This is a genomic window from Bacillus sp. BS3(2021) (assembly GCF_021043345.1).
GTDB classification, from domain to species: Bacteria; Bacillota; Bacilli; order Bacillales; family Bacillaceae; genus Bacillus; species Bacillus paralicheniformis.
In genome coordinates this window covers 832,315-856,566 of the sequence record NZ_JAJNDM010000001.1, presented here as the reverse complement: position 1 = coordinate 856,566, position 24,252 = coordinate 832,315, and the positions used below count along the sequence as shown (strand labels likewise).

Sequence of the window (24,252 nt, the reverse complement as noted above, 5' to 3'; positions counted from 1 at the left end):
AAACCCTTCCATTTAAATTTTATCTTTATTTTAATTTTAGCTCAATATAAACTCGGGAATCTTTTGCATATTTATATTTCGGGTTTGTCTTGCCGTATTCTTTCGATACATATGAAACCTCATAATGCTTAGAAAAAGATTGGATAATGCGTTCAATCTCTTCCGGTTTCCCCGTAAGCCTGATCTGCGCCAACTTTTCTCACTCCGTCTCTGTTCAATGAAAATTTCACCAAACACTACTGTAACACAGTATATTGTTTTTTTAACAGGAAAAGATAACCTATATCAAATTCCAGAAACACCAGGCAGGTGACGATCATGACTCAGTCGGAATTCAAGGAACACATCCATGAGAATCTCGCAATTCTTCTTCCCCATCTTGAGCACAACGATGATCTGATTCAAAACAAAAAAATGCTGAAAAACGGAATCATTTTTTACTTTTTGTACTTTAAAGATTTGAATGATGATAAGAAAATCCAAAAAGCGGCGAAATTGCTGGTCTCGGATGACAGCTCTTATTCACTGGAGGATGTCCGTCTCCGTTTAAATAAGCTGAATGCGGAACCCGTTACAAAAGAAAAAGACGCCATCAACGCGATATTCAAAGGAAAGTGCCTGCTCTTGATCAATGGCATGAATGTTATTTTTGCGCTGCCAACATCTGAGAAAAAGAAAAGAAGTCTTGGAGTCGTAGATACGGAAAACGTCGTCAGAGGCCCGAAAATCGGCTTTATCGAGGATGTCGATACAAATGTGGCCCTGGTCAGGCAGCGTGTCCCGGATCAAGAACTGACCGTGGAAAAAATACCGATCGGCAAGAACAAGTTTAAAGACGCGACCATTATCTATATCCAGGGCAAAGCGGACGATTCGGTCATTAAAGATCTAAAAAAACGCCTCAAGAAGGTTCGGCTGGATGACATTCAGGATACCGGGGTTCTTGAAGAATTAATCGAGGATAATAAGTACTCGCCGTTCCCGCAGATTCAGAACACCGAAAGGCCTGACAAGGTTTCTTCAGCGCTGTTTAATGGACGGATCGCCATCTTTGTCGATTACTCGCCATTTGCCCTGATCGTTCCCGCTTCTTTCGGAATGGTGATGCAGTCCCCGGACGATTTTTATGAAAGGTGGATCGCCGCGACCTTAATTAGATTTCTCCGGTTCAGCTCGATTTTCATCACCTTGTTCCTGTCGGCGTTTTATATTTCGCTTGTGTCTTTTCATCAAGGGATGCTGCCGACAGCACTCGCTGTTACGATTGCAAGCACGCGCGAAAATGTGCCGTTTCCGCCGCTCCTTGAAGCGATGATTATGGAAGTAACGATCGAACTCTTAAGGGAAGCAGGACTGCGGCTTCCCAATCCGCTCGGCCAGACAATCGGCCTCGTGGGAGGAGTCGTCATCGGCCAGGCGGCGGTCGAAGCCAATATCGTCAGCTCCGTGATGGTAATCATCGTCAGCATTATCGCCCTTGCGTCATTTACTGTGCCGCAGTACGGCATGGGCCTGTCGTTTCGCGTGCTGCGGTTTATTTCCATGATAGCTGCATCCGTGTTCGGACTTTACGGGATCATATTATGCATGCTCGTCATCTTCACTCATTTGGTCAGGCAAAGGAGCTTCGGCATCCCGTATTTTAACCCGAACCATTTTTTCAGCTTAAAACATACCGATGAAGCCATCATTCGTCTGCCAACAAAAGACCGGGAGGTGAACCCTGAAAATGGTTCCAAGAAATCAGCACGATCGGATTAGCACATATGAAGCCGCTTCGATCATTACGAGCACAATGCTCGGGGCAGGCCTGCTAACGCTGCCGAGGGCGCTGACGCAAAAGACGCTGTCGCCAGATGGATGGATCGTATTGATTGTAGAGGGGCTCGTCTTTTTTCTCATTATCTACATCAATGCCAAAATCGTTAAAAAGCACAACGTCCTGTCTTTTTTTGATTACACAAGAGAAGGCTGCGGCTTTATGATCGGGAATATTCTCAACCTTTTAATCGTTTTATACTTCATGGGCGTGGCCAGCTTTGAAGCAAGGGCAATGGCTGAAATGGCAAAGTTTTTCCTTCTTCAGTTCACACCAATGGGCGTGACAATTTTTGCTTTTATCGTTTGTGCAATTTATTTGGTCATCGGCGGTATCAGCGATATGTCCAAGCTATTTCCGTTCTTTCTGTCCATTACGATCGTCGTTCTTCTCATCGTTTACGGACTGAGCATGAATATGTTTCAGCTGAACCATTTGCGTCCGGTTCTCGGCCTTGGATTGGAGCCGGTCAGCAGAGCTTTGACGGTGGTTTCCATTTCATTTTTAGGGGTGGAGCTGATGATGTTTCTGCCGAAATACATTAAAAACAAAGAAAAGCTCTTTAAAGCATCCGCGATCGGATTTGGGATCCCGCTCTTCTTATATATTCTCACCTTCACGGTCGTTGTCGGGGCGCTGACAGCGACTGAGGTTATGACAATGACATGGCCGACGATCTCGTTATTTCAGTCTTTTGAGATAAGAGGGATTTTCATCGAAAGGTTCGAATCTTTTTTGCTCGTCATTTGGACGATCCAGTTTTTCACAACATTTGTCGTCTATACGTACTTTGCCGCCTCAGGACTTGAAAACGTATTCGGATGGCCTGTGAAAAAAAACGTCCTCTTTGTCGGCGCCATTGTTTATCTGGCATCTCTTGTTCCGCGGGACGCCAACCAGGTCAGCGCCTTCAGCGATTACCTCGGGTATATCTTTATCGTTGTCTTCTGTGCGCTACCGCTTCTGATCTTTTTGCTCGTGTCCGTCAAAAGGAGGTTTACGTCTTCGTGAAAAAAAAGGGAATGTTAGCAGTCTTGTCCCTGCTTCTCCTTTTAACAGGCTGCTGGGACAGCAGGCAGATTGAAAAACTCAGCATCGCCATCGGCCTTGCCCTCGATAAAGGTGAGGATGATAAAAAGGTGAAATTGACGTATCAGTTTCTCGTTCCTAAAAAGATCGGACAAGACGGCAGCGCTCAGGATCCGACCAAAGTGGTGTCCACTTCTGGAAATACGGTTCATCAAACCATCCGTTCCACCGCTTTGAAAAATTTCCCGGTATTCTCGCAGCATCTGCAAGTCCTGATTTTCTCGGAGGATCTTGTATCCGATATTTCTCTGGAAGCGTTGATCAATCAGTTTATCCGGGACAACAGCATCAGAAGGAGCAGTGAGGTCTATATGACGCCCGGGGCGGCCGGCAGCATTTTGAAGATTGATGATGCCGGAGATCCCGCGTCTGACGTGATCCACAACATCTCTGAAAACAGAGCATCAACGATCAAGCTGCTCGATCCTGTTACATTGGGCGACATTTCAATCAAATTGCAGTCCGATTTGTCTTTTATCATGCCGAAGGTTGTCGTCGAAAAGGGGCAGCTGCAGCTTGAAGGAGGCGCCGTGATCAAAAACAACAAATATCATGCAAACCTTTCGCCTCCTCAGATCGAAGCGCTGAATTTATTAACGGGCCATGTAAACGGAGGGGTGATCGACTCAAAGCATGATGGCCATTTATTCTCGTATGAAGTGTTTTCGATGACACACCGCGTTCGGGCGATGAGGCAGAACGGAAAGTACAAATTTGTCATCAATGCCAATATTAAAGGAAGGCTGTCAGAAGACTGGTATCTTGGGGAGGATTCTTTTAATGATCAATACATTAAAAATATTGAGAAATCGGTTCAAAGAGACATCGAAAAGCGGGTTGAACGCCTGATCCATGTCCTGCAGCACGAAATCAAAACGGACGTCACCGATCTTTCCGACAATGCCCGAATCACTTTTCCGAAGGAATGGGAAAGAGACAGATCCAATTGGGATAAACACTTCAGCGAAGCCGATATCGACTTTCACATTAAAGCGACAATTCAGGACTTTGGGACAAAAGGTGCGACAAAAAGCAGCTAGCGGCCCGTTTTTCTGATAAAATGTGTGTGAAAGGGTGATGAGCTTGAAGCGGATATTGCACATGACAGGCATTTTTTTGATTGCAGCGGCCGTCATTTTGTCCGGATTCATTATCAGCGATGTCGCTTATGATCCGTTTATGGAGGATTCGCAGTCGATGCTTTTCTTTACGATCGGCACATACCTCACCACTCCGTTTTTTTGCTTCATCGGCGGATTCATTTTGCTAGGCATCGGCAAATTGATCGACTTGCAGGAGAAGCACAATGCCATAGTAACCGAGCGGCTCAACATCATTTGCCAAAACGGCACAGCGGGCGAACATGCACGCGAGGAAAACGAGACCGCCCAACTTACCGCCCGCACGGTTGAAACAGATTCATTCACTCTTCCTGCAGATGAGGACCGAAAATATTGGAACGGCTGAAAAACGGCTTTCTTGAGAAAGCTGTTTTTTGTTTTGTCAGTCGACAAGTTTATTTCGGTGGGCGTAGACTGCGGCTTGTGTCCGGTCGTCGACTTCAAGCTTGGAAAGGATGTTTGTCACATGCGTTTTAACTGTTTTAATGGTGATAAATAATTCTTCGGCAATATCTTTGTTCGTTTTGCCTTCTGCTACAAGCTTGAGAATTTCCAATTCTCTCGCTGTCAGCGATTGATGAAGGGGCTGTTCGCCGGCTGAATGTCTCAGCTTGGACAACACTTTTCCTGCGACTTTGGCTTCAAGCTTTGGTTCTCCAACGCTCGCAGCCCTGATCGCATCGGCGATTTCACTCGCTTTCGACGTTTTCAGCAAATAGCTGAGCGCTCCGGCTTCGATGACCGGATAGACCTTGTCATCATCAACGAAGCTCGTCAGAACGATAATTTTCGGATCGGCAAGCTGCCGGCAAATTTCTTTCGTGGCCTCAATTCCGTCCATCCCTTCCATCACAAGATCCATCAAAATCACGTCGGGTTTGGTTTCAAGCGCCAATTCAACGCCGCGCTTCCCGTCTGATGCTTCTCCAATCACTTCAATATCAGGCTGGGATTCCAGGAAAGCGGCCAGCCCCATTCTCACCATTTCATGATCATCAATTAACAATACTCGAATCACCTTTTAAGCCTCTCCTTTTTGTTGTTCAAAAATCGGAACCTTTACATCAACCTGTGTTCCTTTTCCCGTAAATGAAATGATTTCGGCCACTCCTCCGACTTCACTGGCCCTTTCCTTGATCGAGTTCAGCCCGTATGAAGATGTTTTGACGGCGTCCATCATAAATCCTTCACCGTTGTCAATGACTTTCAACTGGAGCTGCTTGTTCCTGAGCAGCAGTCTGACGGTGACTTTTGTCGCTTTTGAATGCCGGAACACGTTTGAGAGCGCTTCTTGAACGATCCTGAACAGGTGGTCTTCCACACCTTTCGGAAGTTTGCCTGCATCCTCGATCTCCCAATCGATGTCGACCGACTGTTTCGCTTTAAATTCTTTCAAAAGATCTGCAAGCCCTTCTTTTAAACCTTTCCCTTCAAGGGTAACAGGTCGTAAATGCAAAAGCAGCGCCCTCATTTCATTCTGGGCGTCGGCCGCCATTTTTTCGACCATTTTCAGCCTTTGAGCGAGCTTTTCGTCAGCGGCAGCATCGATCCCCTCCAATACCGCCGAAGTCATCATGGAAATCGCAAACAGCTGCTGGCTCACCGCATCATGTAATTCGCGCGCAAGACGCTGCCGCTCTTCAGAGATCACCGATTTTTTCATTTGATCCTGCCATTCCGCTCTCTCGTTGGACAGCTTTTGCAAAGAGGCGACCTGTCTTTCGATCCGTTTGGCCATCTCATTGAGCTGGTCGGCGGCCAGTCCGATCTCATCGTCTCCAAGCGACGGAATCCGGTAGGCAAAGTTGCCGTTTTCGTACTTTAGAATGGATTCGATCAGCTTTTCAAGCCGTTTTTTCAGCTGATTGCCGAACATATAACCTGAGCCGAATCCGACAGCTGCGCTGATCAATGCGAGAAGCGCGATAAACGGAATTCCGAACCACCTGGAAACGATAAGCACCCTCGGATCCAGCTGGTAGTAAAACAGCATAAAGCCCAATACAGCAAGAAAAATCGTAAAGCTGACACCTAGGGATAAGCGGACGGCGCGCCATTGAATGTTTGCAAGCCTGTTCGTTCTCATATGAACCGCACATCCACATCGCCGATAAACAGCGAAATCGAAATTTTGACCCGTCGTGCCGACTGCTCGTAATTCTCTGTCTCGGTATAGATTTGATTGCCGATGCCGCTTTTTCGGCCGCCGATAACGTCAATGTCTCCAATGAACGCAGAGGAGCTGATGGACACTTCAAGGTCGGACGGGATGTAAATATCGACATCTCCGATCAACCCCGTGATGACGATGGTGTTTTCACCCTCTGAAATAATCGCTTTTGACAAATCGATTTTCACGTCACCGATAAACCCGGAGATATTCAAGTCATTTAAGTCAAAAGGTGTTTTCATCAATTTTACATCACCGAAAAAAAAGCTGCGCTGTCCCGGGCTGTTCTTCTCCTGAAGCGGCTTGGAATCCGTCTTTTCCTTCTCCCTGCCTTTCGGCTTATGGCGATCAAATACCGGCTGATTTGTCACCAGCCGGTACCCCGCATAAATTAAGAATGCGGCAAAGAAGAAGCCGAACAGGCTGAATGTAATGCTGAAGATGTCCTTCAGCAGCAGAAAGCCCGCAAAGATATACATGACAGACCCGAGCCAGCGGCGGGAATATTTATGGAGAAAATAACCGGCAAAAAGAAAAGCGAGCGGCCAGAATAACGCGTCTCCAAGCCCGCTGTTTTGCAAAAATATGCTGATTCCGAAGAGTACGATGATCAGTCCGATCAGCTGGTTTTTAGTAAGTCGCATGCTGACTCGAGCCCCCTTTCTTTTTGTTGATTACTCAATTGAGACATTCCCGCTCGTGATGGAGATGTCGATTTTATTTTTTCCATTTCCTTTTTTTCCAGTCAGTGTCCGCTTTTCATTGGCAACTTGATCAAATGAATAGGAATGACTGATGTTTCCGCTTGTCGACTCGGCTTTAAGACTGATGTCGGCATCATCGGGAAGTTTAAGCTTGGTGTTTCCGGATGTTTGTTTGATGCTCAGAGGATCATTGATCTCTGTAAAAGAAGCGCGCAAATTGCCTGAAGTCTGTTTGATGCTCAGTCTGCCGGTGACATTTTCAAGTTTTGTATGACCGGATGTGGAGCGGATGTCGCCTTCTGTGGTTTGAACGTTTTCCAGCCTGACCGACCCCGAGGTCCCTTTTACAGAAAGGTCTACCGCCTGAAGATCATCGGCCTTGAGGCTGCCGCTTCCCGACTTCAAGGCTACATTTCGCAAATGCAGACCGCCGCCGGACAGTTTGACATTTCCGCTTCCCGAAGAAATCGCCAGATCTTCTTTATATTCAGAAGGAATCTTGACAATCAGCTCTTTTTTACTCCAGAAAAACGGCCAAAAGCCCTTCGAATCAGCGGAAAGCCGGAGTGTACGCCCCTGTTCAGACGAATCAAGCCGGACGTTTTTTCCCGAAATCTCAGCTTTTATATCATCGCGGTTTTCAGCTTGAATGTTGACTGTTATGCTCTTTGCATCAATGTCAATTTTATCGATGTCTTTTCCCTGTGCATGATATGTGCGGGCTGACTCGTCATCGAAGCCGAAGAATGAAAAGCCTTCGCGCCCATTCAACATCATCCCGGCAAGGATAAGAATGCCGGCGATAATCAGCAGTTTTCCAACCGTTTTTTTCATTTGGATTACCCTTTCGGCTAGTAAGTGTATGCTCCTTATTATAAGGAAAATGATCTATGAAAGAAATCAAAAATTGCATAAGGGGCCTATGAGAGCCCCTATTCGTTTACGCATTTCCCGCAGGCGTCTGCTTTTCCAAGCCTGTCTTTTTAGCCCTCATTTTTTCCAGCTCTTCTTCTACCTCTTTTGCATATTCAAGGCGGCCGAATGGGCTGCTTGATGAAGCGGATAATTCAGCATAGCTGTTCGCCTTTGTTTCCATCTCTTCAATGCGGTTTTCCATTCTCATAAATTCCCGGTAGGCGCTTTCGCTGTCGATTTTATTAAATGATGCATTCATATGTTCTTTCGCTTTTACCGCGTTTGCCCTGGCGATCAGCGCATGCTTGCGGTCTTTGACATCGCGCAGTTTAATTTCGAGTGTCTCAAGCTGTTCCTTTAATTCGGCAAGCTGCTTTTTCGCGTGCTGGTGAGCGTCCTTATATTCGGCAGCTTTTTCTTCAAAATACTTCATTTCTGAGAGCGCCTTTTTAGCAAGTTCTTCTTCACCCGCATCAAAAGCGAGCTGAGCCTGGTTTCTTCGCTTGACAGAAAGCTTTTCGGCTTCTTCCACTTTTCCTTTAAAACTATGTTCAATTGTCTGCTGCTTGACAATGGTATGCTTCGCCTTAGCGATATCACTTTCCATGTCGCGTACGTATTGATTCAGCATCACCCGGGGGTTCTCAAGTTTATCCAATCCTTCATTTACTGATGCGACAAACATGTCTCTGATTCTTTTTAAAGCCATGATCTCGTCCTCCTAAAATATTATTTATTCTTTTTCAAAAAGTCTTCCCACTCTGCATCAAAGCCTGTGTCATATGAAGCTGCAGAAGGCTCCGTTTTCTCTGAATAAAGGATGTCATTCTGTTTGTCATCCTGCTTCATCATTTTCCATCCGAAATAAACCATCGCTGCAGCAACCGCGATGCCGATCAGAAACGGCAATGACCCTCCCAAAAACATGATGCCGAAGATCGCGGCCAGTACCGCGGCAAACTGGCGCCCTTCCTTCCATTTTTTCACGGAATAGAATAGAAGCAATGCTCCAATAGCACCTGTAACCAATCCGCCGAAATGGCCTCCGCCGAAAAACAGGGAGACGCCAAAAAGGATTAGAAAAAAGCCGATGATGGACTTTCCATTTATATTCATATTTGCTCCTCCTTTCTCGTTCATGTCTTTACTATAGTCAATTTCAGGCTTCGACAAAACGAGTCACAGATTGATTTTGCTGTACGACCCTAGTCGTACGGCACATCGGACCCGCTCGCATAAAAAGACCGCTCATCTCAGCCAGAGAGCGGTCTTTCTGCACATTGCCTTGCTATGATTCAACTTTAGGATTCCAGCCGTCCAATACGTTTTCAATTGTCCATTTCTCAGCCTCATGCTCGGCAAGCTGCCTTCGATCCTCATGTGATATTGCACCAGGACCCGTATTCTCGTATTCATACAATCTGGCATCGGCTGCCGAAAAGCCCGACATATCCGTCCATCCTTCAGGCTTGATGTGTGCGCCTAAATCGCAGCGGTGATATAGTACACTGGCGATGGCGTCGGGGTCTCCTCCCGGATGCCAAGGGCGCCCGAGGTATACCGTTCCATCTGCGGCATCGCTTGTCAGTCTGCAGTTCGTCATCAATAAACCGAGCGGCTTTGCGATATGCGTGCTCGCAGCTGTTACATAACCGTTGTTGGTAGCGGACCCGCGGTCAGCGCTATGGATCTGGCACTCTTCAAACACGGCTCTTGCTCCTCCGAAAATGAAATCGACATCGCCTTCTATATAGCATTGATAAAAATATTGTGTACCGTCATTGACAAACAGTGTATCTTGTCTGCCTATAAACCTGACATGTTTGAACGTCATCCTGTTTCCTTTCGCATAAACCGCCACCGCTTGTGTATCGGTCGTATCGACTTTCGTGCGGTCGAACGAGTTTTCAAACGTCAGATTTTCAGCTTCAACATGATCCGCATAAATAAACACGCTTGAACTTCCGGTCGTGCCGTATTTCCCTCCTCCTTCCTTTTCTTTTCCGGCATAGTTGTCATACGTAATCACAGTCTCGTAACGATCTTCGCCGATCAGCTTCACAAACGGCTTTGTAGCCGGAATATGAACGACTTCTTTGTAAACTCCTTTTTTAATGAATATCACTTTCAGTTCCCGACTGTACTCAGGCAAAGCATCGATCGCCTCTTGAACGGTTTGAAATTCGCCGTCTCCATCCTTCGAAACCGTCAGCCTTATAGCAGCTGCCTCCCGATTAACCACTTGAACACTCCCTCTCTTTGAAAACGCTTACTTAAAGGTTTACGACAAAAAGCCGTTTTCCCCTGCCGGAAAACGGCTTGATTTGATCAATCGGCCCATTTCTGTTCGATAACGATTGGCGGATTTCTCATTCATGAGTTTTTCTTTGTCCGGAATACATCAGCGCTTCGTTCATATTCGACATCCACTTCCCCGAGCCGGTGATTGACAATGCGCGCCGCCGCAAATAAATAATCGGACAGCCGGTTGACGTATGGCAGCGCAAGCGGCGGAATGTCTTCTTCTTTGGCCAAAGCGACAATCTTTCGTTCAGCTCTTCTGATGACCGTTCTCGCCGCATGCAAAAATGATGCCGCTTCTGTTCCGCCCGGAAGAATAAACTTGGTCAGCCGCGGCGCTTCCTCGACATAGGCATCAATTCGTTCTTCAAGCATGGTGATTGATTCAGTCTTGAGCTTGCCTTCTTCCTGAACATTGACATACGCCAAATCAGTGCCGCAGTCGAACAGCTCATGCTGGATGGCGGTCAACTCTGACAGAACATCTTGAAACAGCGCTTCTTCTGCTTTTAAATAAGACTGAGCCAGCCCGATGAAACTGTTTGCTTCATCCAATGTGCCGTACGCTTCCACTCTAAGATGATCTTTATCCGCCTTTCCGCCAATTAAACTCGTTTTTCCCTTATCGCCTGTTTTTGTGTATAGTTTCATTTCATTCTCCCTTCTTTATTACTTGTTTCTATAGTATACCCTGTTTCTATCGGCTGCAGGAATCGTTTCATTATGAAACAAAAAAACAAATAGCAATCATCAAGATAAAGTTTTGTTGAATAAAGAAACACTCAATTTTATAATAGACATGAAAACGGTTTTATTCAAAGACAGGTGGGATGAGGATGGAATTGAATCAGCAAACGGCGATTATTACCGGTGCAAGCCGCGGCATCGGCAAAGCTGTTGCAGAGACGCTTGCGGATAAAGGGGCAAATGTCGTCATCAACGGGACAAACGAAGAATTGCTCAAGTCCCTGTGCACACAATTGAATACTGAGAGAAAGCGCGCTTCTTATGTTGCAGGTGATGCCAGTTTGCCAGAAACAGCCTCGCTTCTCATAGCTGAAGCAAAACAGCAGTTTGGGCGGATCGATATTTTGGTCAACAATGCGGGCATTAATTTGCGGAAAACGACCATTGATACATCGCTTGAAGAGTGGAAAAGAGTGATAGATTTAAATTTAACCGGCACCTTTCTCATGTGTCAGGCTGTCATCCCGGAGATGATCACGCAGGGCGGCGGAAAAATTGTAAACATGAGCTCAACGACGAGCAAAACACCGCATCACAATGCCTCTCCTGCTTACGGTGCATCGAAAGCAGGCATCAACTATTTAACGATGCATTTGGCAAAGGAGCTCGCTGCACACCGCATTTATGTCAACGCCGTCTGCCCGGGACCGATTGAAACGGATATGAGCAAGCAGTGGAGCGAGGAGTATCGCGCAGCTGTCATTGAGCGGATTCCGCTGAAAATGATCGGCTCACCCGAGCATGTCGCAAACGTTGTCGCCTTCCTAGCCTCTGATCAATCTGATTTTATAACGGGCGAAACCATTAATATTAACGGCGGGACCTACATGAACTAAAAAGAAGAGCCTCCTTAACTGGAAGGCTCTTCTTTTATATATATGCCGCTCAAGCGGACCGGACGGACAGCACGATCGCCTGTCTCACTGCTTCTTCTAAACTCGCAGGATCAGCTTTGCCGGTTCACTCATTATCCAAAGGCTGTTCCATGGTCAACACTCGTACGGATCATCGGCAGGCCGACTGTAATGCTCACACCGGCCTTAAGGCCAAGCGGACCGTGTCCTGGATCGTCATACATCGCCACCACTATATCAAAGTCGCCTCTCACTGCTCTGAAGAAAAGCGTGCCAGCGGGCAGCGGACCGAATGCCTGCGGTCAACGCCAGGAACAATTTTCTCTTCTCCTTCTCCATGTCCAAACAAACCATTCTCACTGCCATGGGGGGTCATGCCGCATACGGAGATTTTCGGCTGCGGAATGCCTGCGCGAATGAGCGTGTCATACGCCAATTGAATTGTCGTGTACACCCGTTTCACATCACGAGGGAGTCCCTTCAAACGATTGGGACAGCCTCTCGAACTTAAATCATAAATGATATACCCTTCATTCCATCAAGTGCTGCGCGCTCAAACGGCTTTATTCTTGACCGGCAAAGGCCCATGTTTGCGGAACACGTACATATTTAATCGCCTGACGGTAGTACGTAAAGGCAATATGCAGATCACCGTCTTTCCCCTGCTTGATCGACGGATAGGAAAATTCGCGGTTGAGCTTGTCTTTTGAGTTGTTCGTCATCGCATAACCATCGCCGACTTCGATGTTTCTTTTGACAGGCCATGTGATGCCGCCGTCCTGTGAAAGGGCCAATGTCATCGGCGCCCTCGGAGCTCCCCAAAAGGCAGGCCGCGCTTCTGTGTCAACACCTGTTTTTGTATCATCCTCCTCCTCAATTTCATCGTATAAAGATGCTCTTCTTTCGGTCGTTTCATTCGCATTCATATGATTGTATACGAGAGCAAGCGTCCCATCTTGAAGGGCTGTAAATTGAATGGAGGAGTTGTTGTTCGGCAACTCCGTCGGCTCAGGCTCTGACCAGGTGCGGCCGTTATCAATAGAGCGGCTCGAATAAATCGAGTCTGCAAAACGGCTTCTAAACAGCGCAAGCAATGTGCCGTCGCGCAGTTTTTCAATATTCATATGAACACAGCCGGTACTGCCCGGCACCTTCACTTCCTCCCATGTCTTGCCTTTATCAGACGAAATTTTCACCGCGCTGATGTCACGGTTTCCAGTCCATTTCACGCCCGGCAAGGTGATGCAGTAAAAGACAGGCAGCAGCCAATCGCCGTTATCCAGAACAATGAGCGGCTGGCGGATAAAAGTCCCGGCTTCGGCAAACAACGTGTCAATCTTACTCCATGTCCGGCCTCTATCGTCTGAAGTCCGGTATCTGACAATCGCTGTATCCTGATTGCCGGAAAGCTGTGCCGTATACATAAGCCAAAGCCGGCCGTCAGGCTCTTGAAAAAGCACAGGATTTTGTTCGGAGCGGGAAGGATCATCTGACAGCTTTTCTGCCTGTGTCCACTCATCGCTTCCTCTTTCAAGCCTTGACATGTAAATCGATATATCAGGAATGCCTTCCTGCGTTCCCCCAAACCAGACGCACAACAGATCACCATTATCCAGCTCCAGCAGGTTGGCTGCATGGTTTTGCGGGCAGTCTGTCGGCAAAAACGCATCCTTTCTGGCCGGGTCAGTTTTATTTTCTCTGATGCGCCCATCTATCGGCAGGGAAGTTTCACTTTGTTTCATCACAATTCCTCCTCCACATTTGACTCTTTTTTCGCAGGCGAGCTGATCAGACGGTCTAATACGAGCACAATAAACGGGACAATGATGGCGATGTACATGTTATCGATGCCAAACGGATTGTCCAGTAAATACCATACCGTCGTCGTAATACCTGAAAGCGTCAGACCAATTGTTGCTCCGCGGTTTGAATTGAAATATGGCAAATAAAAGCCCATCGCCGCCACAACGGCAATTGATGTGCGAAGCGCCCTCGTAAAGAAAGAAAGCGTTAACAATTCAGGCGCCAGCGCAACGCCGAGCAGCGGAATAAAACCGATGATAATCGAAACATATCTCGTGATTTTCATGCGCTGTTCCGGTGTCGGGTTTGCTTTCGGCACATAAAAATCATCAATGATCAGCGTCGTTGTCGCCAGCGCAACCGTCGAAACGCCGACGAAAATAGACGCCACAAGGGATGTCGCCACAACCGCGCTCAGCACAGGATTCATGTGCTGCATAAACACCGGGAATGCGTAAATTGGATCAATATCCGGGTACAAATACCGTGCAGCAACGCCGATGACTCCAATGGCAATCGCAAGCGGCAGACAAAGCAGCGCTGCATACAGCGTCGACTTCTTTGCATCTTTCTCACTTTTCGATGATGTAATAGCCTGTATAATAAACTGAGTCGCGAAAATCGCCCCCATGTTGCCGATAAACCAGGCGCCGATTGTCCCCCATCCGATGCTGCCGTCCCAAGTGAAGAAATGCTCCGGCAACTGCTGCGTCATCGGCTCCCAGCCTTTTGTCAAATAGAGGGCAACCCCTAAAGTGATCAGAACCCCAGCATATTTAACAAGAGAATGCAAAATCGTCACCCAGGCAACGCCCTTCATTCCGCCAAACGTAAAATAAAAGGTGCTGACAATCGCTGTAATGATCGCACACGTCATCAGCGGCAAACCTAAAATAGACGAAATTGCCGCCGATCCGCTTAAATAGTTTCCAAGATTCACAAGTAAAAGGGCTACAATCATAATGATAGAAACGACTAGCTTGGTCGAACGGCCAAACTTTTCACTAATAATGCCGGAGATCGTATATTGGCCTGTTTTATAAAATTTCCCGGCTAAGAAGTAGGAAAAAATAAAAAATGCAATCGAGACCGTTACAATCGACCATGAAGCCGCTAAACCATGTGTATAAGCTGATTCAGCGGTCCCAATTGTCGATTTGGTGCCGATGAATTCACTCATCAGCAGAATGCCGACAACAATCGCCGGCAGCGTTTTGGCAGCATTGTTGAATTCCGAACTTGATTTACTGCGAAACCGCATCGTCAGCCACGTCGTAAAAAGAATGTAAACCACAATCACTGCCAAAATAAACGTTATGATCGAACCGCTTAAGACATCCACCCAAACTCCCCCTTTGTTTGTGAGCCATTTACAGGCTCATGGTGAAAACCATGTACAGATCCCGGTACCTACATATCCAGCAATTTCAAATAGACGGCTTCAATCTCCGCAATGGACATCGGCTTTGGATTGTTATCCATGAGCCGTTTGACGTCGGCTGCCGCCTCTGCAAGCGACGGAACATCCTCTTTTGATACCCCGAATGTCTTTAAATTTTGCGGAATGTTCAAATCAGCGGTCCACTCTTCAATTTTCCGTATGACCCGCTCTGCTTGACTTGCCTTCGAACCCTTTGGTTCAATTCCAATCACGCCAGCCACATCCGAAAGACGGTCAATCACATGATCCGCATTGAAGGCCGTTACATGCGGAAGCAGCATTGAATTGGCCACCCCGTGCGAAATTTTGTATTTTCCCCCGAGCGGGTAAGCCATCGCATGAACCGCCGCTGTTCCTGCGCTTGTCAAGGCCATTCCGCCATACATGGCGCCAATGAGCATTTTTTCTCTCGCTTCCAGATTATCTCCATGATGGTAGGCCTCCTGAATACTGGAGGAAATCAGTCTCATAGATTCAAGCGCAAACATGTCGCTGAATGGGTTTGCTTTGTTGGAAATATAGGATTCGAGTGCGTGTGTAAATGCATCCATTCCGGTTGCAGCTGTGATCGCTTTTGGAAGACCGGTCGTCAAAACCGGATCTAAAATCACAACCGACGGCAGCAGATAGGGACTGACCATACCAATCTTTAATTCTTTCTCCGGGAACGTCACAATCGCATTCGGCGTCACCTCTGACCCTGTTCCGGATGTTGTCGGAATCAGCACAAGCGGAACGCCGGGCTTTTCAACAAGATTCGTGCCAATCAAAGCAGAAATCGGTTTTTCATTTGTTTTCAGAACAGAGAGGATTTTAGCCGCATCTAGCACACTGCCTCCGCCAATTCCTAGAATCGCGTCATGGCCTCCTTCAGAAAAAAGCTGAAAAACCTCTTCGATATTTTGTTCCGTCGGCTCCGGCTGTATATCGGTGTTAATTTCACTTGAGATGCCTTTTTCGGCCAGCACCTCTTTCATTTGGTCTGCATAGCCGAGAGAAACGATCGACGGCTGAGTTAAAATAAACACCGAACGAATCTGATTCAAGCCGGTCTGATCTAAGTGATCGCCAAGCAAATTGAGTGAATGTGCACCAGCCTCAATTCGGGCGGCCGTTTGAAAATGATAAAGCGTCTTCATAACCTCACTGCTCCTTTGCCATTTTTACTTCAATTCCGTAGCCTTCGAGCATCTTTTTCACTTTTAGCAGCGGCTCTCCCGACAGCTCTGCAATCGGACTTTTAGGCGGCCCGACGGCAATGCCGGCAAGCTCTGCTGCTTTTTTTAGCGGTGCCGGCAGTGAACCGAGTGAAAACGTATCACGAATTGGTTGCAGCTGCTGTTGATAGCGCTCGCTCTCTTCAATGTTTCCTTGTTTAAAAGATTCATAGATTGAAACAACGGTTTGCGGAAGCACATTGGCTGTGGCAGCTACAGCACCTGTTCCACCCGCCTTCAATGTGTCTAAAATCAATGAATCAGTTCCTGCCAGGACGGAAAAGGACTGTTCTTTTGTACGCTCAAGATACGCCTTAATATTGGCGAAGCTGCCGCTGCTGTCCTTAATGCCGATAATGTTCGGCAATGCCGCAAGCCTTTCAACCGTTTCGGGCTCCAGTGATACGCCTGTTCTCGACGGAATGTTGTAGAGCAGGACAGGAAGCGTGACATTTTCAGAGACCGTGCGGAAGTGTTGATACAATTCCTCCTGCGAAGGTGCGACAAAGTATGGCGTAATAATCGAAAGAACATCCGCTCCGATATCCGCCATTTGATTGGATAAGGAAATGGTCGCCTCAGTACTGTTTTCTCCTGCCCCGATGAAAACAGGCACTCGTTTATTAACCGCTTTTACAACTGTTTCAGCAATTTGAAGCTTTTCCTCTTGCGAGAATAAATGAAATTCGCCATTTGTCCCTAAAGCAAAAATGCCATGGACGCCTGAATCAATAAGATCATTCACCAGCTTTTCGGCTGCGCCCGCATGAAAAGCCTGTTCTTTTGTAAGCGGTGTCAGTATGGCAGGGATAATCCCCTCTACTTTCAAGTGATCTCGCCTCCTCTGTTGCATTTTTAAACATTTAAATAGTAAAACGCTTTCACAAATTTTATTATAAAGGTGTTATGATTCATTTAACAACACATTTTTTCGAATTCGGGACAAAAGAATGAATCCTCACCTTCAGCTGATGCGTTTTAAAACAATAAAAAAACCTGTCCAAAGACAGGCCCAAATTTAACCTTTTAAAACTTTAACACAAGCCGCTGTTTTATTTTGAATTTCTGTAAAAAAGGCAGTTTGATACGCTGACCGGCCGGATTGAGTGGCCGCTACAAGCACATCGCTGCACGGAATATGGTGCTCGGCTGCGGCATTTGCTGCAGCACTTATCGCCGTTACAAATTGACCATCTTGCAAACAGCCGTCAACTAACACCCATATGATCAAACGCCCCGCCGTATCTTTCATACCGACGATGCAAAGATCACCCTTTTCCGACACAATATGACAGTCAGCCAATTTAGCATCATGTTGGATAAACAGCGTTTCCTGTTCATAGGCTGACAGGTCATGCGGCAATCCAGAGTTGTTTCCGCTTGCGAAGACAAGCTTTCGTCTCCATGCAAAGCCTGTTTCAGAGGACAGAAGACGCAGCGGGCGGTCTGCCGAAAATGCGATGCCATGCGGCAAATATTGTTCAATCCGCTCTTTTAAAAAGAGGGGCTCGGTTTTCTCCGGAATGGTTTTCGCCTTGATCGTAAACTGCGGATTTGCACGCTGAGGATGGTCCAGCGCTGTGATGCCCGTATCATACACTCTTCCGATACCCTCGGCAGAAAGGGCGGCTTCCGGGCGGTCAAGAACTTCCGCCTTTCCATCTTTCAACAACAGCAGGCGGTCACAGTATAAACTCGCAATATTCACATCATGAAACACCCCGACCACTGCAAGTTTGGATGCAGCCGTTTCTTGTTTCATTAAATCAAGCAGACTCTTTTGAAATGACAAATCGAGAAAACTCGTCGGTTCATCAAGCAGCAAATATTCGGGTTCCTGGGCAAGTGCCTGTGCTAAATACACCCGCTGCTGCTCTCCGCCGCTCAGCTCATGAATGGATTTTTGAGCGAAACGAAGCGTGTCTGTCTGCTTCATCACCCTCTTCACGATATCATGGTCTTCCGCTGTCAGCTGCCGAAAAAGGCCTGATTGATACGCGTAGCGGCCAAACTGTACCGTTTCCTCCACCGTAAAGGAAAAGGCCTGCTCCGTTTTTTGAGGAAGGACCGCCATTTTGCGAGCGAGCTCTTTCGTTTGGTACGCCCCGACTGAACGGCATTCAAGCAGCACCTCGCCGCTTCGAGGCGCGATTGTTCCCGACAACATTTTCAGCAAAGTAGTTTTTCCGCTGCCGTTCGGACCAAGAATTCCTAAAAATTCACCCGGCTTTACAGCAAAGCTGATGTCCTGTAAGACATCCGTTTTTCCGTAGCCGCCGGACACACGGATGACATCAATCATGAATTCGCCCTCCCCGGTAGCGCCGAATCAAAATAAACCCGAAAACAGGCGCTCCTATCAGTGCGGTAATAATACCGATCGGCAGCTCGGACGGCTCAATGATGGTTCTCGACAAAAGATCTGACAGCACAAGGAACGAAGCACCGTTCAGCATCGAGAGCGGCAGAAGATGACGGTGATCCGTAATAGAGAAAAGCCGGATAAAATGCGGAATGACGAGACCGACAAAGCCAATGGTTCCAGACACAGCAACCGCACTGCCAGTTAAAATAGCTCCCGCCAACAGAACGACATACTTACTTCGCTTCACATTCACACCGAGGAGCCTCGCTTTTTCCTCGCCATAAGTCATCACATTCAGTTCTCTCCCGCTGATCAAAAGCGCGGCAGCACCAACCGCAAAAAAGGGCAGAAACAGCGCGATATAACCCCAGCCTCTCATCGATACACTGCCGAGCAGCCAGTGGACGATCGGTTTTAAATCATCGCCGGTCAATGCGATCATGAGAGAAATAAGCGCACCCAAAAAAGAACTGAAGATGATTCCTGTCAAAATCAAAGCAGACAGGGTCAATGAAGGGTGTACGAGCCGCGCAAAGAACAAAACCAAAAAAATCACGACAACGGCCGCGGCAACGCTTAAAAACGGCAGTGTAAAACTTCCGATCACCGGCAGCTGAATCCCAAAAAACAGCGTGACCACTGCACCGACGGCCGCGCCTGACGAAATGCCGAGCGTATACGGATCTGCGAGCGGGTTTTTCAAGAGCCCCTGAAACCCGGCTCCCGCAGCAGCAAGCCCCGCGCCGACAAGAGCGGCCAGCACCACCCTCGGCAGTCTGATTTTCATGATGATGTTCGCCTCTGTCGGATCGGGATTTAACCCTTGAATACCAAACCATTCGTTCAAAAAAACCTTGATAATAGAAGGAATGGGAATCTCCAAAGATCCGATAGAGATTCCCATAAGAACAGATGCCGACAGAAACATCAGGCTGAAGGCATATGCCGCGAAGCGGTTATTTTTTAAAAACGTCAGGGTAAATATGTTCAGCAAGCTCTTCGACCCCTTTGATCAATCGCGGCCCCGGACGGGTCACGAGGTCAGGGTCCACGTCGTATACTTCGTTATTTTTGACCGCTTTTACACCGTTCCAGCCGCTTCGTTTTTTAATTTCGCTGACTGCGGATTTACCGTTTGTCGTCACGATCGCATCGGGATTCAGCTTGACGATCGCTTCTTCCGTTATTTTGGTCCAGCCTTTCTGCGCGGAAGCGGCATTTTCCGCATGGATCGCTTCAAGCATTTCATCCATAAAGGTGCCTTTTCCGGTCGTATAAATGTCCGGAGCCGGAGACACTTCGACAAATACTTTCTTTTGATCGTCTTTAGATATGCCGGCAGCTTTTTCTTTTATGTCAGCCAGGTCAGATTTCATGCCCTTGATCAGGCTTGCCGCTTGATCCTCTGCACCGGCAGCTTTTCCGATCATTTCGATGGACTGGTACGCCTCTTTAAAAGAGGCCGCATCATTCACGGTCACCACCGTAATTCCTGCATCCTCCAGCTGCTTTAGCCCTTCTTTGGCACTCTGCATGCTCGATGCGTGGGCCAAGACCAAGTCGGGATTTAACGAAATGATTTTTTCTGTGTTGAATTCCATGCCCCCGATTTTTTCAACGTTTTTCACTTCTTTTGGATATGTATCAAAATCCGTCACGCCGACGACTTTCTTCCCCAGGCCAAGGGCGTATGTAATTTCGGTATTGCTCGGCATCAGAGAGACGATTTTCTTCGGTTCTTTTTCAATTTTGACCTCTTGTCCTGAAGCATCTTTTATGGTGACCGGAAACGCTTCAGCCGCCTTCTCCTGTTTTTGCTGTTCTGCCGGTTTTTGCGCTTGACCGCAGCCGCTAAGAACGCCGGCGGCCAACAGCAGTGACAGCAATAAAAGCCCTAACTTCTTCATTCTGCTTCCTCCTCGGGATAAAATAAAAACATCTCTACTCAGTAAAGATGCAGTAAACCAGGAACGTACAAAAAAAGAGCACATCGCTTATACCGCATCTGTCTTCGCAGATAACGCGGTCATCATCCAGGCGGTTATTCCGGCTTGCGGTTGATCGCTCCCGGCCCGCCGAACTGCTCGCGGGGGGCTCTCTCGCCGGCTCCCCTATTAGCCGCTTCTGGGCAGCGCCTTTCTGACTCATTCGTGTCCTAATTTCGGAATTATTATACTATAATCGACACAGGTCTGTATATGAGATTCTGAAAAGGAGATTTTCAACTGAAAAACGTTGTTTTTGCTAAAGTATTTACGATATATTGCATATAGAGAAAGGGTGGTTTTATGCCGATACCGAAAAACTATACGCCGCAGGTCAGACTTTCAGCAAAGGAAAAAGCGTTTCATCAATTGCAGCGCTGGATTGTCGACGGAACCCTTGAACCCGGCGAAAAAGTCACGGACGTCGATCTGGCCGAAGCGCTCGGCGTCAGCCGCACACCGGTCAGAGAAGCGCTTCAGCTCCTCGAATCTCAAGGTTTTGTGGAAATGAAGCCGGGAAAAGAAACAAAGATCACGCTTATTCATCCCGATGATGCGCTGGCCGTCTATCCCCCGCTCGCACATCTTCAGGCTCTGGCGGCAGAACTGGCAACGCCGCTTTTGACTGAAGAAGAGATCACCGAGCTCAAAAAACTCGCGGCTCAATACGAAGCCGCTTTTAAAGAGGAGCGGAACCACGATGCAGCTGAACTGGACGAACAGTTCCACCATTTGATTACAGAAGCGGCTAAAAACCCGTATGTTCTTCAGTTTTCCGCCGTTCTGCAGCTTCATGTCAGACGGATGAAGTATGTGTTTTTCAATCGGCCGTCTGCTCCGAAACTGCAGTCCGCCGCCGAGCATTGGGAAATCATCGCCGCTTTTGAAAAAAACGATCCGAAATTGGCAGCTGAAGTGATGAAAAAGAATTGGCTCCGTCCGATGGAAGATATTCATAAGATTTTAAAAAACAAGGAACAATAAAACGTCAAGCACGATTTTCGACCGAGGTGTCCAGCTGCGATATACTGTTCATTAGATGTTTTTTCATCTTAACTCTTAAAACAAGGATTGATGGCATATGGATTTACAGCTAAAAGACAAACTCGTCCTCGTGACAGGTTCTACTGCAGGTATTGGAAAAGCAACGGCGGAAGCCTTTTTGGCGGAAGGGGCCGAAGTCATCGTGAACGGACGGACAGAAGAAAAAGTCCAGTCAGTCGTTGAGGAACTTTCCCGGCACGGAAACGTTCACGGCATTGCCGCTGATTTATCCGCTCCTGAAGAAAGCATGGCATTGGTCGAAAAAACCGCTAAAATCGGGGAGCTTGATGTCCTCGTCAATAATATGGGCTTCTTTGAAGTGAAGGATTTCACAGAGGTGACAGACGAAGAGTGGCTCAAATATTTTGAAGTAAACGTTTTAAGCGCAGTCAGGCTTTGCCGCGCGTTTCTGCCGGCCATGCTGAAGCGTAATAAGGGAAGGATTCTCAATTTGGCAAGCGAAGCCGGCATCAAACCGCTTCCGCAGATGATCCCTTATTCAATGACGAAAACCGCTCTGATCAGTTTATCAAGAGGTTTGGCCGAAATGACGAAAGGGACAAATGTGACGGTCAACTCCGTCCTTCCGGGACCTACCTGGACGGAAGGCGTCGCCAATTATATGGAGGGTGCCGCAGCTCAGGAGAAAACCGATTTAGACACTTTTGTCAAAGACTATTTCAAAGTGAATGAGCCGACTTCTTTGATTCAGCGCTATGCAAAACCGGAAGAAGTGGCGAGTACGATCGTCTATCTCGCTTCCGAAAAAGCTGCGGCCATCAACGGTTCCGCTCAAAGAGTGGAAGGCGGAATTATCCGCTCCATTTAACAGAAATCCTCTGCCGATCGGCAGAGGATTTTTTCCTTTTGGGTTAAGATCTCTTCTCCAGACCTCCCGTCAGCCTTTCGCGGTCATCCGGCTCAAAACCGTTAAGCCGCTTTAAACATGATGCCCGCCAATTTGCCGACAGTTCCTCCACCTCGAGAAGTTTTTTGATGCCCTCAATATTGTTCTTTTCATGATGCTTGATGCGATTTGCGTAAGAAATCGTGATGCCTTTAGGGTGGCGTGAGATTCGTTTCAGACCACGATCCTTACAGACGAACCCTTCTTTCAGCACGCGAAAGTAAAAACCCGTAAATCCGGTGTTCTGTACCTTCAGTATCATATCGGGCATACCGTACCTTACGGTTAGTTTATAGCAAGGCTGCCTTGGCTGGCTCACCTGTACAACAGCTTCACCCAGCTGAAAGATATCGCCGATATGAACGTCATCCTCCAGCAGACCCTTGATCGTTAAATTTTCGCCAAATGCTCCGTATTCCAGCTTTCTTTGCAGTTCCTTTTCCCAAAAGAGATAATGTTCATACGGATAGACACACACTGCTTTTTCCGCGCCACCATGATGAACGAGATCCCCCTGTCCGTCCCCCGCAAAATTAGTAGATGACAGGAAGATAGGGCCGCTTGCCGGCTTCTTGTATATTCCGGTAGACACAGCTTTATTTTGAAACTGAATTGCCTCTGGCTTCCCTACATTGATCGAAAGGATATCGGCATATTCCATTCATATCACCTCTTACATTCAAATGTCCTGCAGACGGCAGCGGCCGAACAGCAACGCTGCACATCTCTTTTGAGATTTAAGTATAATCGACCTCTTATCATAAAACCATTCAATCGTTATTATAAAAACAATAGGTTAAACCTATCGTTGAGTTTCGTCTGTTTTTTATAATGGAGAGGAGGAAAAAGCATTGGAGCTAAAGCAATTGGAATATTTCATGGCATTGTGCCGGGAGCTTCATTTTACCCGTGCCGCCGAAAAACTGAATATCGCTCAGCCCTCGCTGAGCCAGCAAATCCGTTTGCTTGAACATGAAATCGGAACGCCTTTGTTTAATCGTTCAGGCAAACGCACCGTAATGACGGAAGCGGGAAAGATTCTGCTTCAGCACTGTTACAATATCTTTCATGAACTGTCACAGGCGCAAGACGCAATCAGCGAGCTCCAAGGTTTAAAGAGGGGAACGCTAAAAATCGGGGCGCTGTTGACCGTGGTTAATTATTTGCTTCCCCGGACCGTGATCGAATTTCACCGCAGCTACCCCAATATTGAATTGTCTGTTTTAGGGCTGAGAACCGGAGATATTTACGACCGGCTGCTGCAAAATGAGCTCGACTTGGGCATTGTAGCCCAGCGGGTGGAACACAGTGATCTGGAAACCGTTCCATTCCTTACCCAGCAGCTCGCCCTCGCAGTGCCTATTGACAATCCGGTTGCAAAACGGCAGTTTGTCACGCTTGACGTGTTAAGGGAGATTCCATCCATTTTGCTGCCTGGGACGTATTTTTTGCGGCAGCTGATCAACGAAAAGTGCCGCACGTTTGGATTCGAACCTCGGCCAGTCATGGAAATGACAACGATGGAATCGATCATGAACATGGTTGGTAAAGGCATTGGCGCCACCATTTTGCCGAAAGGCTATCTCGATGATATTGGAAATAAATCCATTCAGACGATTCCGATTCAAATGCCGGATTTGACGACGGAAATCAGCATCGTTTACCGTAAAAACAAGCATATGTGCGCTGCAAGCCGGGTGTTTATTGAACTGCTGATTTCCTCGGTCAAAAACGAAACCGCTGATGCGCCGCCGCGTTAAAAGAAAGATC

25 protein-coding genes and 1 pseudogene are annotated in these 24,252 nt (G+C 47.4%); 8 read left to right on the top strand and 18 right to left on the bottom strand.

Annotated features, from left to right (window positions below; translation table 11 throughout):
- Positions 1–25 precede the first annotated feature (25 nt).
- Positions 26–193 carry a YvzF family protein gene (locus tag LQ247_RS04180; RefSeq protein ID WP_020452898.1) on the bottom strand — a complete coding sequence of 56 codons (168 nt, stop codon included), beginning with the start codon at positions 191–193 and terminating at the stop codon, positions 26–28.
- 125 nt (positions 194–318) lie between these two features.
- Between LQ247_RS04180 and LQ247_RS04175 the strand changes: the two genes are divergently transcribed.
- From LQ247_RS04175 to LQ247_RS04160, 4 genes are read left to right on the top strand one after another with little or no spacing between them, the layout of a single operon-like run.
- Positions 319–1,761, top strand: coding sequence for a spore germination protein (locus tag LQ247_RS04175; RefSeq protein ID WP_095292308.1), 1,443 nt, complete (start codon positions 319–321; stop codon positions 1,759–1,761).
- Positions 1,730–2,830, top strand: coding sequence for an endospore germination permease (locus tag LQ247_RS04170; RefSeq protein WP_026580091.1), 1,101 nt, complete (start codon positions 1,730–1,732; stop codon positions 2,828–2,830). Before LQ247_RS04175 ends, LQ247_RS04170 begins: the two co-directional genes overlap by 32 nt.
- Complete coding sequence (locus LQ247_RS04165; protein ID WP_026580092.1) at positions 2,827–3,948, top strand: Ger(x)C family spore germination protein; 1,122 nt, start codon at positions 2,827–2,829, stop codon at positions 3,946–3,948. The genes LQ247_RS04170 and LQ247_RS04165 overlap by 4 nt, the downstream gene beginning before the upstream one ends.
- Before the next feature lie 43 nt (positions 3,949–3,991).
- A complete protein-coding gene (locus LQ247_RS04160; RefSeq protein ID WP_095292305.1) occupies positions 3,992–4,375 on the top strand; it encodes a hypothetical protein in 384 nt (127 codons plus the stop codon).
- Between the two features lie 36 nt (positions 4,376–4,411).
- Here LQ247_RS04160 and LQ247_RS04155 read toward each other — a convergent pair whose 3' ends face one another.
- The 8 genes from LQ247_RS04155 to LQ247_RS04120 form a co-directional block, all read right to left on the bottom strand.
- Entirely contained in the window at positions 4,412–5,047 is a 636-nt protein-coding gene (locus LQ247_RS04155; protein WP_023856231.1) for a response regulator, read from the bottom strand.
- Positions 5,048–5,050: 3 nt separating this feature from the next.
- Positions 5,051–6,115, bottom strand: a complete 1,065-nt coding sequence (liaS, locus tag LQ247_RS04150; protein WP_023856232.1) for a two-component system sensor histidine kinase LiaS — start codon at positions 6,113–6,115, stop codon at positions 5,051–5,053.
- On the bottom strand, positions 6,112–6,843 hold the full coding sequence (gene liaF, locus LQ247_RS04145) for a cell wall-active antibiotics response protein LiaF (RefSeq protein ID WP_130569246.1): 732 nt from the start codon (positions 6,841–6,843) through the stop codon (positions 6,112–6,114). Before liaF ends, liaS begins: the two co-directional genes overlap by 4 nt.
- Positions 6,844–6,873: 30 nt before the next feature.
- Positions 6,874–7,737, bottom strand: coding sequence for a LiaG family protein (liaG, locus tag LQ247_RS04140; RefSeq protein ID WP_101561490.1), 864 nt, complete (start codon positions 7,735–7,737; stop codon positions 6,874–6,876).
- Positions 7,738–7,843: 106 nt separating this feature from the next.
- Complete coding sequence (gene liaH, locus LQ247_RS04135) at positions 7,844–8,527, bottom strand: stress responsive protein LiaH (protein ID WP_231005602.1); 684 nt, start codon at positions 8,525–8,527, stop codon at positions 7,844–7,846.
- Positions 8,528–8,547: 20 nt separating this feature from the next.
- A complete protein-coding gene (locus tag LQ247_RS04130; RefSeq protein WP_023856236.1) occupies positions 8,548–8,934 on the bottom strand; it encodes a protein liaI in 387 nt (128 codons plus the stop codon).
- Positions 8,935–9,106: 172 nt separating this feature from the next.
- Complete coding sequence (locus LQ247_RS04125; RefSeq protein WP_144498904.1) at positions 9,107–10,060, bottom strand: pectinesterase family protein; 954 nt, start codon at positions 10,058–10,060, stop codon at positions 9,107–9,109.
- A gap of 131 nt (positions 10,061–10,191) precedes the next feature.
- Positions 10,192–10,770: a cob(I)yrinic acid a,c-diamide adenosyltransferase gene (locus tag LQ247_RS04120; protein WP_101561488.1), complete on the bottom strand. Its 579-nt coding sequence runs from the start codon at positions 10,768–10,770 to the stop codon at positions 10,192–10,194.
- A 185-nt stretch (positions 10,771–10,955) separates the two neighbouring features.
- Between LQ247_RS04120 and LQ247_RS04115 the strand changes: the two genes are divergently transcribed.
- Entirely contained in the window at positions 10,956–11,702 is a 747-nt protein-coding gene (locus LQ247_RS04115) for an SDR family NAD(P)-dependent oxidoreductase (RefSeq protein ID WP_101561487.1), read from the top strand.
- A 49-nt stretch (positions 11,703–11,751) separates the two neighbouring features.
- Here LQ247_RS04115 and LQ247_RS04110 read toward each other — a convergent pair.
- The 8 genes and pseudogenes from LQ247_RS04110 to LQ247_RS04075 all read right to left on the bottom strand — a co-directional run.
- Positions 11,752–12,180: pseudogene (locus tag LQ247_RS04110) on the bottom strand (4-hydroxythreonine-4-phosphate dehydrogenase PdxA); the annotation flags it as partial.
- Between the two features lie 103 nt (positions 12,181–12,283).
- Complete coding sequence (locus LQ247_RS04105) at positions 12,284–13,462, bottom strand: sialidase family protein (protein ID WP_101561486.1); 1,179 nt, start codon at positions 13,460–13,462, stop codon at positions 12,284–12,286.
- Positions 13,462–14,865 carry a sodium:solute symporter family protein gene (locus LQ247_RS04100; protein WP_025809865.1) on the bottom strand — a complete coding sequence of 468 codons (1,404 nt, stop codon included), beginning with the start codon at positions 14,863–14,865 and terminating at the stop codon, positions 13,462–13,464. Before LQ247_RS04100 ends, LQ247_RS04105 begins: the two co-directional genes overlap by 1 nt.
- Before the next feature lie 68 nt (positions 14,866–14,933).
- On the bottom strand, positions 14,934–16,103 hold the full coding sequence (locus tag LQ247_RS04095) for an iron-containing alcohol dehydrogenase (RefSeq protein ID WP_023856244.1): 1,170 nt from the start codon (positions 16,101–16,103) through the stop codon (positions 14,934–14,936).
- Positions 16,104–16,107: 4 nt separating this feature from the next.
- Entirely contained in the window at positions 16,108–17,010 is a 903-nt protein-coding gene (gene dapA, locus LQ247_RS04090) for a 4-hydroxy-tetrahydrodipicolinate synthase (protein ID WP_101561485.1), read from the bottom strand.
- A gap of 189 nt (positions 17,011–17,199) precedes the next feature.
- Positions 17,200–18,483, bottom strand: coding sequence for an ABC transporter ATP-binding protein (locus LQ247_RS04085; protein WP_231005601.1), 1,284 nt, complete (start codon positions 18,481–18,483; stop codon positions 17,200–17,202).
- Positions 18,476–19,540, bottom strand: coding sequence for a FecCD family ABC transporter permease (locus LQ247_RS04080; protein ID WP_026580097.1), 1,065 nt, complete (start codon positions 19,538–19,540; stop codon positions 18,476–18,478). The genes LQ247_RS04085 and LQ247_RS04080 overlap by 8 nt, the downstream gene beginning before the upstream one ends.
- Positions 19,503–20,453, bottom strand: a complete 951-nt coding sequence (locus LQ247_RS04075; protein ID WP_023856248.1) for an ABC transporter substrate-binding protein — start codon at positions 20,451–20,453, stop codon at positions 19,503–19,505. Before LQ247_RS04075 ends, LQ247_RS04080 begins: the two co-directional genes overlap by 38 nt.
- A 381-nt stretch (positions 20,454–20,834) precedes the next feature.
- On the opposite strand from LQ247_RS04075, the gene LQ247_RS04070 reads away from it, so the two are divergent.
- Positions 20,835–21,515 (top strand): GntR family transcriptional regulator, encoded by a 681-nt coding sequence (locus LQ247_RS04070; protein WP_105979821.1) that lies wholly within the window; start codon positions 20,835–20,837, stop codon positions 21,513–21,515.
- Positions 21,516–21,612: 97 nt separating this feature from the next.
- On the top strand, positions 21,613–22,404 hold the full coding sequence (locus LQ247_RS04065; protein ID WP_020452913.1) for an SDR family NAD(P)-dependent oxidoreductase: 792 nt from the start codon (positions 21,613–21,615) through the stop codon (positions 22,402–22,404).
- 43 nt (positions 22,405–22,447) lie between these two features.
- Here LQ247_RS04065 and LQ247_RS04060 read toward each other — a convergent pair whose 3' ends face one another.
- The gene (locus LQ247_RS04060; RefSeq protein WP_020452914.1) at positions 22,448–23,143 is read right to left on the bottom strand and encodes an MOSC domain-containing protein; all 696 of its coding nucleotides are present in this window, start codon (positions 23,141–23,143) and stop codon (positions 22,448–22,450) included.
- A gap of 190 nt (positions 23,144–23,333) precedes the next feature.
- Between LQ247_RS04060 and LQ247_RS04055 the strand changes: the two genes are divergently transcribed.
- Positions 23,334–24,242 (top strand): LysR family transcriptional regulator, encoded by a 909-nt coding sequence (locus tag LQ247_RS04055; RefSeq protein WP_023856252.1) that lies wholly within the window; start codon positions 23,334–23,336, stop codon positions 24,240–24,242.
- The last annotated feature ends 10 nt before the right edge of the window (positions 24,243–24,252 follow it).

Coding starts and splice junctions, on each gene's coding strand:
- LQ247_RS04170 (WP_026580091.1), top strand. CDS start 1,730: ATGGTTCCAAGAAATCAGCACGATCGGATTAGCACATATGAAGCCGCT.
- LQ247_RS04130 (WP_023856236.1), bottom strand. CDS start 8,934: ATGAATATAAATGGAAAGTCCATCATCGGCTTTTTTCTAATCCTTTTT.
- LQ247_RS04105 (WP_101561486.1), bottom strand. CDS start 13,462: ATGAAACAAAGTGAAACTTCCCTGCCGATAGATGGGCGCATCAGAGAA.
- LQ247_RS04070 (WP_105979821.1), top strand. CDS start 20,835: ATGCCGATACCGAAAAACTATACGCCGCAGGTCAGACTTTCAGCAAAG.
- LQ247_RS04095 (WP_023856244.1), bottom strand. CDS start 16,103: ATGAAGACGCTTTATCATTTTCAAACGGCCGCCCGAATTGAGGCTGGT.
- liaS (WP_023856232.1), bottom strand. CDS start 6,115: ATGAGAACGAACAGGCTTGCAAACATTCAATGGCGCGCCGTCCGCTTA.
- LQ247_RS04085 (WP_231005601.1), bottom strand. CDS start 18,483: ATGATTGATGTCATCCGTGTGTCCGGCGGCTACGGAAAAACGGATGTC.
- liaF (WP_130569246.1), bottom strand. CDS start 6,843: ATGCGACTTACTAAAAACCAGCTGATCGGACTGATCATCGTACTCTTC.
- LQ247_RS04115 (WP_101561487.1), top strand. CDS start 10,956: ATGGAATTGAATCAGCAAACGGCGATTATTACCGGTGCAAGCCGCGGC.
- LQ247_RS04120 (WP_101561488.1), bottom strand. CDS start 10,770: ATGAAACTATACACAAAAACAGGCGATAAGGGAAAAACGAGTTTAATT.
- LQ247_RS04065 (WP_020452913.1), top strand. CDS start 21,613: ATGGATTTACAGCTAAAAGACAAACTCGTCCTCGTGACAGGTTCTACT.
- LQ247_RS04075 (WP_023856248.1), bottom strand. CDS start 20,453: ATGAAGAAGTTAGGGCTTTTATTGCTGTCACTGCTGTTGGCCGCCGGC.
- LQ247_RS04060 (WP_020452914.1), bottom strand. CDS start 23,143: ATGGAATATGCCGATATCCTTTCGATCAATGTAGGGAAGCCAGAGGCA.
- LQ247_RS04175 (WP_095292308.1), top strand. CDS start 319: ATGACTCAGTCGGAATTCAAGGAACACATCCATGAGAATCTCGCAATT.
- liaG (WP_101561490.1), bottom strand. CDS start 7,737: ATGAAAAAAACGGTTGGAAAACTGCTGATTATCGCCGGCATTCTTATC.
- liaH (WP_231005602.1), bottom strand. CDS start 8,527: ATGGCTTTAAAAAGAATCAGAGACATGTTTGTCGCATCAGTAAATGAA.